At 40.8% G+C, this 13,091-nt stretch carries 8 protein-coding genes; 6 read left to right on the forward strand and 2 right to left on the reverse strand.

What is annotated here, in order from left to right:
• Positions 1-174 precede the first annotated feature (174 nt).
• The 4 genes from mraY to rpoB all read left to right on the forward strand — a co-directional run bounded on the left by mraY (position 175) and on the right by rpoB (position 8,287).
• Positions 175-1,398: a phospho-N-acetylmuramoyl-pentapeptide-transferase gene (gene mraY, locus VJJ03_RS06850; RefSeq protein ID WP_040357964.1), complete on the forward strand. Its 1,224-nt coding sequence runs from the start codon at positions 175-177 to the stop codon at positions 1,396-1,398.
• Positions 1,399-1,505: 107 nt separating this feature from the next.
• Positions 1,506-2,843, forward strand: coding sequence for a UDP-N-acetylmuramoyl-L-alanine--D-glutamate ligase (murD, locus tag VJJ03_RS06855; RefSeq protein WP_323974601.1), 1,338 nt, complete (start codon positions 1,506-1,508; stop codon positions 2,841-2,843).
• 11 nt (positions 2,844-2,854) lie between these two features.
• Positions 2,855-4,084, forward strand: a complete 1,230-nt coding sequence (locus VJJ03_RS06860; RefSeq protein WP_323974603.1) for an FtsW/RodA/SpoVE family cell cycle protein — start codon at positions 2,855-2,857, stop codon at positions 4,082-4,084.
• Between the two features lie 393 nt (positions 4,085-4,477).
• Positions 4,478-8,287 (forward strand): DNA-directed RNA polymerase subunit beta, encoded by a 3,810-nt coding sequence (gene rpoB, locus VJJ03_RS06865; RefSeq protein ID WP_009745110.1) that lies wholly within the window; start codon positions 4,478-4,480, stop codon positions 8,285-8,287.
• Positions 8,288-8,378: 91 nt separating this feature from the next.
• Here rpoB and VJJ03_RS06870 read toward each other — a convergent pair whose 3' ends face one another.
• Positions 8,379-9,293, reverse strand: a complete 915-nt coding sequence (locus VJJ03_RS06870; RefSeq protein ID WP_009745111.1) for a YihY/virulence factor BrkB family protein — start codon at positions 9,291-9,293, stop codon at positions 8,379-8,381.
• Between the two features lie 2 nt (positions 9,294-9,295).
• The gene (locus tag VJJ03_RS06875) at positions 9,296-9,487 is read right to left on the reverse strand and encodes a hypothetical protein (RefSeq protein ID WP_323974605.1); all 192 of its coding nucleotides are present in this window, start codon (positions 9,485-9,487) and stop codon (positions 9,296-9,298) included.
• Positions 9,488-9,641: 154 nt separating this feature from the next.
• On the opposite strand from VJJ03_RS06875, the gene hemH reads away from it, so the two are divergent.
• The gene (gene hemH, locus VJJ03_RS06880) at positions 9,642-10,703 is read left to right on the forward strand and encodes a ferrochelatase (RefSeq protein ID WP_323974606.1); all 1,062 of its coding nucleotides are present in this window, start codon (positions 9,642-9,644) and stop codon (positions 10,701-10,703) included.
• 290 nt (positions 10,704-10,993) lie between these two features.
• Positions 10,994-13,066, forward strand: a complete 2,073-nt coding sequence (locus VJJ03_RS06885; protein WP_323974608.1) for a hypothetical protein — start codon at positions 10,994-10,996, stop codon at positions 13,064-13,066.
• Positions 13,067-13,091 lie beyond the last annotated feature (25 nt).

Raw genomic sequence — 13,091 nt, forward strand, 5'->3', positions numbered from 1 at the left:
GTGTGAGGAACTTTTCACTTTTCATTTTTCACTTGGATTATGCTTTATTATTTATTTGATTATTTACATAAGGTCTAACCTACTGGTATAAAAACAAGTAAAACCAAAGTAAAAGGTAAAGCCTCATAAGCGAATGTGTGAGGAACTTTTCACTTTTCATTTTTCACTTGGATTATGCTTTATTATTTATTTGATTATTTACATAAGGTCTATAACCTACCGGGAGCAGGAATGTTCCAGTACATCTCTTTCAGGGCTGGGCTGGCAGCCATTCTTTCTTTACTGATTGCTACCATCACCGGTAAGCGTATCATTAACCGATTGTATAACTTACAAGTGGGCGAAACGGTACGTGACTTAGGGCTTGAAGGACAGAAGGAAAAAACAGGAACCCCTACCATGGGAGGGATTATCATTATCATCTCCTTGCTAATTCCTACGTTGCTCCTGGCGAAATTGGATAATGTATATGTAATATTGCTCATTGTCACTACGTTGTGGATGGGTACTATAGGCTTTATTGATGATTATATTAAAGTATTTAGGAAAAACAAAGAAGGACTTAAGGGACGCTTTAAAGTATTAGGACAAATTTCCTTAGGAATCATCGTGGGGGCTACCCTGTATTTTCATCCCAGTGTTACCGTCAAGAATGAGAATGCACAAGCCTCTCGAATGACACAGATCAACCATTCTATTAAGGAGATGGAGGAGGTCAAATCCACCAAAACAACCATCCCTTTTATGAAAAATAATGAATTTGACTATGCCTCTCTGATTAAGTGGACAGGTAAGAACTATAAGAAATGGGTATGGGTGATCTTTATTCCTATTGTGATCTTTATCATTACTGCGGTCTCCAATGGAGCTAACCTTACTGATGGAATTGATGGTTTAGCAGCAGGCACCTCAGCAATTATTGTCTTTACTTTAGGAATATTCACTTGGATTTCAGGGAATATCATCTTCTCTGAATATCTTAACATTATGTATATCCCTCATATAGGGGAAACCACCATTTTCATTGCTGCTTTCACAGGGGCGCTTATTGGTTTTTTGTGGTATAATACCTTCCCCGCTCAGGTGTTCATGGGGGATACAGGAAGCCTTACTATAGGAGGAATTATTGCTGTGATTGCTATTATGGTGCGTAAGGAATTGCTCATACCAGTACTCTGTGGGATCTTCCTTATAGAGAACCTCTCGGTAATTTTGCAGGTGGCTTATTTCAAATATACCAAAAAGAAGCACGGCGAAGGACATAGGATTTTCCTTATGGCGCCTGTGCATCACCATTATCAAAAGAAGGGCTACCATGAGAGTAAGATAGTCATGCGATTCCTTATTGTAGGAATCATTTTAGCTTTGATTTCATTCATTACCTTAAAAATACGATAATAAAAATAATGGACAAGAAAGCAGGATGCTGTGAAGAATATTTGTTATCTTTGCCTTTTATTTTCGGTTATATATTCGCTATTGCGATTTTACTTTTTACTTAGATTATGAAGTTAGTTATTCTTGGAGGAGGCGAAAGTGGGATAGGAGCTGCTATCCTCGGTCTCAAGCAAGGTTGGGAAGTATTCCTATCGGATAGGGCTCCCTTAAAGGAAAAATACAAACAGGAACTTGCCTCCCTGCCTATTTGCTGGGAGGAAGGACAACATTCTGAACAGGAAATCCTTTCAGCGGATTGCATTATTAAGAGTCCAGGAATTCCTCAAAAGGCGCCTATCATTGAAAAAGCACGAAAAAAAGGAATTGAAATTATCTCGGAAATAGAATTTGCCTCTCGGTATACCCAAGCGAAAATTATCGCTGTAACCGGAAGCAATGGCAAAACTACGACCACCAGCTTACTCTATCATTTGCTTGAGCAGGCAGGTCTCTCCATAGGGGTAGGAGGAAATATAGGTAATAGCTTCGCCCGTATGGTGGCTCAGGAACCTAAGGAATATTATGTGTTGGAAATTAGTAGCTTCCAGTTGGATGACATCTCCTCTTTCCACCCGCATATTGCTTTGTTGCTCAATATCACGCCTGATCACTTAGATAGGTATAACTATCAGTTTCAGAACTATATAGATGCCAAGTTCCGCATCACTGAATTCCAGTCACAGGCGGATTTCCTTATCTATGATGCAGATGATCCTGTCCTTCAAGAGGAATTAGCTAAAAGAAAGGATATTAAAGCGCAATGTATTCCTTTCTCTTTAGAAAAAAGCAATGAACAAGGGGCTTATTGCTTGGATGATAAATTGTTTCACATAACTATTAACCAAAATAAATTTGAAATGTCTATAAGAGAATTGACAATTAAAGGAAAGCACAATCTCAAAAATGTGATGGGTGCTTCTGTAGCTGCTAAATTATTGAATATTCGCAACGAGAACATCCGTAAGAGCCTAATGACTTTCCAAGGAGTACCACATCGTTTGGAATTTGTTAAGGAAGTAGGCGAAGTACGTTATATCAATGATTCTAAGGCTACCAATGTAAATTCTGTGTACTATGCTTTGGACTCTATGCCTGACGGTCTCATTTGGATTGTAGGTGGGCAAGATAAGGGAAATGATTATAACCCTTTAATTCCTTACGTGAGCCAAAAGGTGAAGGCAATTGTGTGCTTAGGATTGGATAACCAAAAGATTATTCAAACCTTTCAAAGTATTGTTCCCACCATTATTGAAACACACTCTATGGAGGATGCCGTGCAGGTAAGTCGTGGACTCTCTGAAGAAGGAGATACCGTATTACTTTCTCCGGCTTGTGCCAGCTTTGACCTTTTCCAAAGCTATGAGGACCGTGGCAATCAGTTTAAGCATTATGTGAATATGCTCTAATAGCACCCTTTATGGAACGTCTTACGCGATATCTCAAAGGAGACCTCGCCCTCTGGGGGGTGGTGCTCTTCTTTGCCGCACTCTCTTTTCTCCCTGTCTATAGTGCCAGCAGTAACTTAGTGTATCTGGAGAAAACGGGAATTACTACTTATGGATATTTCGCAAGGCATGCTATGCTGATTTCCGTAGGACTCCTTATCATTTTCTTGGTACATCGCTTCCCATATCGCTTCTTTCGCCCGCTCTCGCGGCTGGGACTCTTGGTCTCTTGGATTCTGCTCTTCTTCGTACTGCTTAAGGGCAATACTATTGAGGGTGCCAATGCGAACCGATGGATATATATCTTTGGAGTCTCCTTCCAACCCTCTGCCCTTGCCATGATTATCTTACTTATGTACGTGGCTTCTTATCTGGCAGATATTTATGGGGAAAAGATTAACTTTAACGAAAGCCTTTTCGCCCTATGGATTCCCGTAGGGATTACCGTAGCCATGGTAACCGTTCCAAACTTCTCCACAGGAGCCATTATGTTCTTCATGGTGCTTTTACTCCTTTATATTGGCAGATATCCACTAAAGTATATCTTCTCTATCTTGGTGATGAGTATACTGCTCTTTGGAGTTTTCCTCCTCTTCATACGGGCGTATCCGGACGCTTTCTCTCACCGTGCCGATACTTGGAAAAGCCGTATAGAAACTTTCTTGGATAAGGACAAAGAAGAAAATTATCAGTCCCAACGCGCTAAAATGGCTATTGTCTCTGGTGGATTCTGGGGACAAGGGGCAGGTAAAAGTGTAATGAAAAACTTACTCCCACAAGGCTCTTCCGATTTTATTTTTGCCATTGTTGTGGAGGAATATGGACTCTGGGGCGGAGCAGGACTTATATTCCTATTTATCATTATGTTAGTGAGATTTGTGGTGATCTCCCTGAAGGCTACCACTATCTTTGGAAAGCTCTTAGTCTTAGGGGTGGGAATCCCTATTGTCTTCCAAGGATTTGTCAATATGGGGGTTTCCGTAGGCTTACTCCCTGTAACAGGACAAAACCTCCCTTTCTTCACCAGTGGAGGAACTTCCATCTGGATGACTTGCCTTGCCTTAGGCATTATTCTATCGGTCAGTGCTAAGCAGGATAAAAATAGTGAAAAATTAAAAATGAAAGAACAAGCACAAACTATTGAAGATTCATCGCCCGATGGAGAACCCTCTCAAGAAGAACTCTCCCAAGAACAAGAATAAAAGATAATCTACAACAATAATCGCCTGTATAGTTAAAGGAAAATGTGCGAGAATAGCTCTCCTATAGCGAACACTCCCTTTAAAACAGGACAAAACAAGTCGCTCTTCTACCAGCTTTCTAAATAAGATAGGGAATAAAATGTAATTAACAATTATTGGTTAATAATTAACAAATAATAATTGACAAATAATAATTAAATTTTGTAAATTTGCCCCCTTGAAAGAAGTGTATTGTCCATAACAAAATAACCCTTTGATAACCAGTTTCTAAAATGATTTTTGTAGAAACTGGGTCTTGTTGTGCACCATACTTAACAATCTATAGTAATGTCATAAATGCTTTAGTCATTAGAGCATAAGTCATTACCTTTAACCATTTATTAATAAATATAGATGCTTACGAACCAACCTGCCAGAATCAATTTTGCTTCAACAAAGCATGTGCCTGATTATCCGGACTTCTTGGATATTCAAGTGAAATCGTTTCAGGATTTCTTCCAGATGGAAACCAAGTCCGATGAACGACGTAATGAAGGTCTTTACAGCACCTTTAAGGAAAATTTCCCAATTACCGATACAAGAAACCAGTTCGTACTTGAGTTCCTTGACTATTTTGTGGATCCTCCTCGTTATTCCGTAGAAGAGTGTATTGAGCGAGGACTTACCTATAGTGTGCCTTTGAAAGCAAGGTTGAAGCTATTCTGTACGGATCCAGAGCATGAGGATTTTGAAACTATTGTACAGGATGTGTACTTGGGAACGATCCCTTATATGACCGGTAGCGGTACCTTTATTATCAATGGAGCAGAACGAGTGATTGTCTCTCAGCTCCACCGCTCTCCTGGAGTGTTCTTCGGACAGTCCTATCATGCCAATGGAACGAAGCTCTATTCAGCACGTATTATCCCCTTTAAGGGATCTTGGATTGAGTTCACTACGGACATCAATAACGTCATGTACGCCTACATTGACCGTAAGAAAAAACTCCCTGTAACAACCCTCTTCCGCGCCATTGGCTTTGAACGAGATAAGGATATTCTGGAAATCTTTGACCTTGCTGAAGAAGTGAAAGTCTCCAAAACAGGACTTAAGAAATACTTAGGACGCCGTTTGGCTGCCCGAGTGCTTAACACTTGGCATGAGGATTTCGTAGATGAGGATACCGGTGAGGTAGTCTCTATTGAGCGTAATGAGATTATCCTTGACCGTGATACTGTACTGGAAAAAGAACATATTGATGAGATTATCAATGCCAATGTAAAAACAATTCTCCTGCATAAGGAAGATGAACGAGCAATAGATTATAACATCATTCATAATACCCTCCAAAAGGATCCTACCAACTCCGAAAAAGAAGCGGTAGAACACATTTATCGCCAGTTGCGTAATGCTGAACCACCCGATGAGGAAACTGCACGTGACATCATTGATAAGCTCTTCTTCTCCGACCAACGTTATAACTTGGGGGATGTAGGGCGCTATCGTATGAATAAAAAGTTAGGCTTGGATATCCCTATGGAAAAACAAGTCCTTACCAAGGAAGATATTATTACTATTGTAAAATACTTGATTGAGCTTATTAACTCCAAAGCAGAGGTGGATGATATTGACCACCTTTCTAACCGACGTGTACGTACCGTAGGGGAACAGTTAGCCGCCCAGTTCGGAGTAGGGCTCTCTCGTATGGCACGCACCATACGCGAACGTATGAATGTACGTGATAATGAAGTATTTACCCCTTTGGATTTGATTAATGCCAAAACACTTTCTTCAGTAATTAATTCCTTCTTTGGTACCAGCCAGCTCTCTCAGTTCATGGACCAAACTAATCCCTTGGCGGAAATCACACACAAGCGACGTCTTTCAGCCCTAGGTCCTGGTGGGCTCTCTCGTGAACGAGCAGGATTTGAAGTGCGTGACGTACACTATACACATTACGGACGCCTTTGCCCTATTGAAACCCCTGAAGGTCCTAATATCGGGCTGATTTCCTCTTTGGCGGTATATGCTAAGGTGAATTCTATGGGATTCATTGAAACTCCTTATCGTAAAGTGGAAAATGGAAAAATAAAACTCGATGAACTCGTCTACATGAGTGCTGAGGAAGAAGAAGGTCTTAAGATTCCGCAAGCGAATATTCAGGTGGATGACCAGGGAAATATCTTAGAAGAACGACTCGTAGTGAAGGAAGACGGGGACTTCCCTATAGTCCCTCGCGAGGAAGTGAATTATATAGATGTGGCGCCTAACCAAATCGCCTCTATCTCAGCTTCTCTAATCCCTTTCTTGGAACATGATGATGCAAACCGTGCACTGATGGGATCCAACATGATGCGACAAGCGGTGCCCCTTTTGCGCCCCGAAGCACCTATCGTGGGAACAGGACTCGAACAACGAGTAGCTACAGACTCCCGTGTACTGATGAATGCCGAAAGAGAAGGAACTGTCGAATATGTGGATGCTAAAAAGATTGTTATCAAGTACGACAGAACAGAGGACGAAATCTTAGTCTCCTTTGATAGTGAACTAACCACTTATGACCTTATCAAATTCCGCCGTACCAACCAAGGTACTTGTATTAACTTAAAACCTATTGTTCGCAAGGGCGATAGAGTGAAAAAAGGTCAAGTACTCTGCGAAGGATATGCTACCCAAAACGGTGAATTAGCCTTAGGACGCAACATGAAAGTGGCTTTTATGCCTTGGAAAGGATATAACTTTGAGGATGCAATTGTGATTTCCGAACGCGTAATCCGTGAGGATATCTTTACCTCTATTCATATTGATGAATATACTTTGGATGTTCGCGATACCAAGCTCGGTGTGGAGGAACTTACCAATGATATCCCTAACGTCTCTGAGGACGCTACTAAGGACTTGGACGAAAACGGTATTGTACGTATCGGTGCCAATATCAAGCCCGGCGATATCTTAATAGGAAAGGTAACCCCTAAGGGAGAAAGTGATCCTACTCCAGAGGAAAAACTCCTTCGGGCTATCTTTGGGGACAAAGCAGGGGATGTTAAGGATGCCTCCTTGAAGGCTTCCCCTTCTTTGGAAGGAGTCGTTATCGGTAAAAAACTCTTCTCCCGTGCAGTGAAAACAAAACAAAAACGCAGCAAAGAAAAAGATGAAATCGCTGCCTTGGATGCTGCCTTCAATGCCAAAGCAGGAGAGCTCAGAGACCGACTCTTAGAAAAACTATTCTCCTTAGTGAATGGAAAAACCTCCCAAGGAGTCTTCAATGACCTAGGAGAAGAAATTATCCCTAAAGGAAGAAAACATACACAAAAAGGATTGCGCGAAATTGAGGATTATACCCATCTCCTCTCTGGTGGATGGACAACCGATGACCATACAAACCAACTCATCAATGACCTTATCCACAATTATAAGATTAAGCTCAATGACCTACAAGGAATGCTCCGCCGTGATAAGTTTACCCTTTCTGTAGGGGATGAGCTCCCTGCAGGAATCATGAAATTGGCTAAGATATATATCGCCAAGAAGCGTAAGCTTAAGGTGGGGGATAAAATGGCAGGTCGCCACGGAAACAAAGGGATTGTAGCACGGATTGTCCGTGATGAGGATATGCCTTTCCTTGCCGATGGTACCCCCGTGGATATAGTACTTAACCCTCTTGGGGTGCCTTCGCGTATGAATATCGGTCAGATATATGAAACAGTACTTGGATGGGCAGGACAAAAGCTTGGCTTAAAGTTCGCTACCCCTATCTTCGATGGGGCTTCCCTGGAGCAAATCACCGAATATACAGAAAAGGCTGGGGTACCTGCTTTCGGACATACCTACCTCTATGATGGAGGTACCGGAGAACGTTTTGACCAAAAGGCAACTGTTGGAGTCATTTATATGATTAAGCTCGGTCACATGATTGATGATAAAATGCATGCACGTTCCATCGGTCCTTACTCTCTTATTACCCAACAACCTCTCGGAGGTAAGGCTCAGTTCGGAGGACAACGTTTCGGTGAAATGGAGGTATGGGCATTGGAAGCTTATGGAGCATCCAGTACCTTGCGTGAAATCTTAACTGTGAAGTCCGACGATGTCATCGGAAGAGCTCGTACTTATGAGGCAATCGTACATGGGGATACCATGCCTGAACCAGGATTACCTGAGTCCTTTAATGTACTCATGCACGAACTCAAAGGACTCGGATTGGATATTCGCCTTGAGGAATAGAAATAAGTAGATAGTTATAAATAGCAAATTCCAGACACTTCAGTTTGGAATTTGTTTTTTTATGCCTAGAAGCAAAGGAGAAAAGTATCCGCTAATCTGCCTTCTTGAGCTTTAGCAAGGAGGCATTCAGCTCAAAGCCTAAAAGCAGAATGGTGGAGTTTAGCCAAATGTATAGTAAGAAGATGAGTAATGCCCCAATAGAACCATAAAGCTGGTTATATTGAGCAAAATTTTCTATATAAATACCAAAACCATAAGTGGTCAGAATAAAGAGCACTAAGGTAAGAAGGGAACCTGCCGAGAAGAAACGAATACCTCTCTCAGCAGAACCAAAATGGAACAGAATGGAGATAGAAAGATAAGTAACGAAAATAAAGAAAATCTTCTTCGCCAAAAGGAAGAGATATCTGTTGGCTTCTAAAGTCTCAAAGAACCCCATGCGGCTGATGTACTCAAAGGATAGCCATAGAATGACCGAGAAGAGAATCAAAAAAACCAGCAGCATCGCCACCCCCATGGAAATGAAATACTGCTTGACCACTCCTCGCGTATTATGTACATGATACGAGGTGTCAAAACCTCCAAATACAGCATTAATCCCATTGGTCGTAAGGAATATGGAAAGGACAAATACAGTGGAGAGAAGCCCTGCTCGCTTCTTACTAGCAATATCTAAGAAAATATCTTTGAAGAAGTCATGCGTCCCTGGAGGAAGTAGGTTATCTATAAAAACCCAAAAATCATCTTGGAAATCCGCAATGGGAATATAAGGAATAAGGTTCAGTACCACCAGCAGAAAAGGGAAAATAGCCACAAAAAAGCTATAGGAAATAGCACTGGCACGATAGGTGAGGGCGCCACGAATAATCCCAATGGTGTAGAGCTGTAGAAGATCATAAAGAGAAAATGCCCGCCCCTTCCCCAGAGGAACTCGCTTAAGAAAATAAACCAACTTGTTCACAATAGGGAGTTTATCTACCTCCTTCTCTTCTATGTCTTTATGCATATTTAACCTGCTTGCTCTTGTTTGCGTAGCTTTCTGGCAGCTCGCCTTTCCTTAAAGCGCTCTATAGCAGCCCCAAATACCCAGTATGGAACTACGTAAGTAAGTAAGAATATCATAAGCCAAAAACCCATAGTGGCAATCCCTAAGAAGGCTAAAAATCCTAAATATTCTTGAAATGAAAAATCTACTTGCATGTTATTATCTTTTGCTGTGGCAAAGATACAATCTTTTTTTGAAATACTTGTTTTTTAACTGAAAATATATCTTAAATAAATAATTTATAATCTTTCTAATTAATAAAAAATCAAGGACAAATAATTAAACTATAGAAAAAAACAATAATAGTTTATGGATATCTACAAAAAAGTACGTACTTTTGTAGCAAAATTTTTTAAAATGTCAAAGGGTGTTTTACTCGTCAATCTGGGTTCTCCTGATTCTACTTCAGAAGGTGATGTGCGGAAGTATTTGGGGGAGTTTCTTATGGATCCACGTGTGATTGATTTGCCTTACCTGAGCCGTGCGTTTCTGGTCAAAGGAATTATTTTGCGTACCCGTCCCAAGCGTTCTGCACAGGCTTATCGGAAAATATGGACGAAGGAGGGTTCTCCCTTGATTGTTCACACCCGTAACCTTACCGATAAGGTACAGGCACAGGTGGATATTCCCGTGCTTATGGCGATGCGTTATGGAAAGCCTTCCATTGCCTCAGCCATAGAAGCCCTTGATAGGCAAGGAGTAACAGAATTATTGCTGATTCCCCTATACCCGCAGTATGCCATGTCCACCATTGAGACTATTTCGGTACTGGTTCATAGGATTTTGCGTAGGAAATACCCGCATATTTCCCTCACGGAAGTACCTGCTTTTTATCACCGTCCTGAATATGTTAAGGTATTGGCGACCTCCATCAAGGAGTACTATAAGGAAGGAGAATACTTGCTTTTCTCTTATCATGGAGTACCTCAGAGGCATATCTATAAGTCCGATGTAACTAAGGAACATTGTCAGTTGAATGACATTTGCTGTAATACCCTTTCTCCTGCCCATCAGTACTGTTACCGCCACCAATGTCATGCCCTTTCCAAAGCGGTTGCCCAAGAACTGAACCTTACCTCCGATCACTATAGCACCTCTTTCCAATCGCGCTTGGGACGAGACCCTTGGCTTACTCCCTATACCGATGCTACCTTAGGGAAATTGGCAGAACAAGGAATCAAGCACCTGGCGATCGTTACCCCTGCCTTCGTAGCGGACTGTCTGGAGACCTTGGAAGAAATCGCCATCGAAGGCAAAGAACAATTCCTCTCTCATGGTGGAAATACTTATAACTACATTCCTTGCCTAAATGACCGCCAAGATTGGGTACATGTAATTGCACAATGGATAGAAAAATGGCAAAAATTTTAGCTTATTAACAAAGAATCACGAAATGTGTATAATTATTTTTGGAAGGGAAAATCTCCCCTTTTTTGTTAATAAAAAGCTTGTTATGTAATACATAATAAATTACTTATGTTAATTAAATATTAATTTCTATTTTCTCCGTTGTTGATAAGTCAGTTCATAATTGCTTTTTTAAGGGTAAGAATATAAAAAAGTTTGCTATTCATACAGAATTCATTACCTTTGTGCTCAGTTAAAACCTAATTAAAACTAAAAAATGAATATTGTAATGTTAAACCAAAACTAAGCAAATTATGAGACGATTTTTACACACTTTTGTAACCATGTTCTGCCTCTCATTTGTCTTTGTCGCCATTAGCTGTAATAAGGACAATAAAGACCCTGAGAGAAGAGATCCTCAACAGCTCTCCACCGTATCGGAAGGAACTGAGGCACCAGGACCCAATGCAGGAAATTATTATTTTAACAAAATCTCTCGTACACTCTACAGACGAGTATCGGGAAATCAGTGGGCACCTTTGGCTTCCTTACCTAACTATAAGGAAGGAGCAAAAGTATACACAGATAATAAAATGGCGAATAACGCTACCGGTAAGGACGGAGACTATTTCGTTCGTAGGTTATCCCTCACCAAAAACATTGTTTATAAAAAGAAAAATGGAGCATGGGTGGAGGATGAAGGAGATGAAATATACATCCCTGACCAAAACTTCAAAAATGCACTGCTTAACGGAACGAGTGGTATGCCTAAGGCAGATACCAATGGCAATGGAAAAATTAGCCGTGTAGAAGCCCAATCCGTAGAGGTAATCCGGGTACCAGGGAAGAATATTAGCTCACTAGATGGGATTGAGAACTTTACCAACCTTAAAGTATTGGAAGCAAGTAACAATAACCTTACCCATGTGAGTCTCAATAGCCTTACTTCCCTTACCAATATTGTCCTTATAGGAAACCAACTGAGGGATACCTTGAATCTCTCCGCTCTTTCCGCTCTTAAAGCAGGGACAGAAGTGCAGATAGTACGTGATGGGAATAATCCTAATATAAAACTGATTCGTGTCTCTACGCCTGCAAAGGCAGTAAGCCTTAACTTAGCTGAACATACCCAAAAGTATAGTGCTACCAATGAGACAGATAGAAATCTTGACCTTGATCCTATCCTAAAAGCCGCTATCTTGCGTAGTGCCAATGGTTCTATTGACCTTAATGGAGATGGGGAAATCTCTGTCCTTGAAGCAAAAATGTATCAAGGAGTTATCAAAGCGGAAGAATCAGGGATACAATCCTTCAAAGGTTTGGAATATTTTGAAAAAGTAACCACGGTACAGATAGAACCTTCTTCTGGACAAAATACCCTTAGCACAGGGAATGAAAAACTTTCCCTAAGAGGACTCAGTGGACTTAAGAATTTGGTAATTGCCAATGCAACCTTGAAGGAAATAGAACTTAAAGACCTTCCCCAATTGGAAAAATTGAGCATTATCAATAACAACCTCAGGAGTATCTCTGTGGTAGGAACACCTAAGGTAACCGAACTCGCTTTGGACAGGAATAACCTCTCTGAGGTAGGTACACTCTTTACCCAAATGACAAAGCTTACCAGTGTAAATCTTATGGGGAACCGCCTTACAGGAAATTTAGACCTTACCTCCTTAGTCGCTGACCTCTCTCGTTCAGAAATCGCCGGGCGATTCCAAATTGTAAGAAACTGTCCCGCTTGTGCACAACAGAATAATATAACTTCTATTAGAGTAAAATCTGCTGCGGAAGCAAATGCTTTAAATGCTGCTGAAGGTACAGGGGTTTATGAAGCAGGAGGCGGAGGAGGAAATAACTCGGAAGTAGTCATCCCTGACCAAAGACTCAAGAGTATTGTAATAGAAAAACTCAAGAGAATAGATAGAGGAACATATTTCAGCTATACTCCAGCGAGCAAGTTATATCAAACAGATGTAGATAAAATAGTGGACTTATTAACGGTAGATAATTTGGTAACAAACCTTGCAGGATTACAACGGTTTACCCAATTGAAAAAGTTAATTCTTAATCCAACTGGAGTTACAGATATTAATATAACAGGGATGTTACATTTGGAGGAAATCAATCTTGGAGGCTCCTTAGCTACTGTTTCAGGAAACGCAGTTAACCTTAAGAAAATTGAACTCCCTAACAACCATAATGTAAGAAAGCTGAACTTACTTGGCTTCCCTTATATAGAGCAAATATTGATTACAGAGGATAGTAATGATAAACTTCCTATAGAGTGTATAGCGGTACCGCCTTCCCAAGAGGCTGCTGTAAAAACAAGTCTTGCAAGGCATCCTCATCATCAAAGTAAAGTACAAACAACGGCTTGTAATTAGGTTTTTGACATTACATATTTCTGAA

This window comes from Capnocytophaga sp. G2 (assembly GCF_035282625.1).
Lineage (GTDB): Bacteria > Bacteroidota > Bacteroidia > Flavobacteriales > Flavobacteriaceae > Capnocytophaga.

What these genes read in the sequence shown, in the direction of transcription:
- VJJ03_RS06875 (WP_323974605.1), bottom strand. Translation starts at nt 9,487, where the DNA reads ATGCAAGTAGATTTTTCATTTCAAGAATATTTAGGATTTTTAGCCTTC.
- murD (WP_323974601.1), top strand. Translation starts at nt 1,506, where the DNA reads ATGAAGTTAGTTATTCTTGGAGGAGGCGAAAGTGGGATAGGAGCTGCT.
- VJJ03_RS06885 (WP_323974608.1), top strand. Translation starts at nt 10,994, where the DNA reads ATGAGACGATTTTTACACACTTTTGTAACCATGTTCTGCCTCTCATTT.
- mraY (WP_040357964.1), top strand. Translation starts at nt 175, where the DNA reads ATGCTTTATTATTTATTTGATTATTTACATAAGGTCTATAACCTACCG.
- rpoB (WP_009745110.1), top strand. Translation starts at nt 4,478, where the DNA reads ATGCTTACGAACCAACCTGCCAGAATCAATTTTGCTTCAACAAAGCAT.
- VJJ03_RS06860 (WP_323974603.1), top strand. Translation starts at nt 2,855, where the DNA reads ATGGAACGTCTTACGCGATATCTCAAAGGAGACCTCGCCCTCTGGGGG.
- hemH (WP_323974606.1), top strand. Translation starts at nt 9,642, where the DNA reads ATGGATATCTACAAAAAAGTACGTACTTTTGTAGCAAAATTTTTTAAA.
- VJJ03_RS06870 (WP_009745111.1), bottom strand. Translation starts at nt 9,293, where the DNA reads ATGCATAAAGACATAGAAGAGAAGGAGGTAGATAAACTCCCTATTGTG.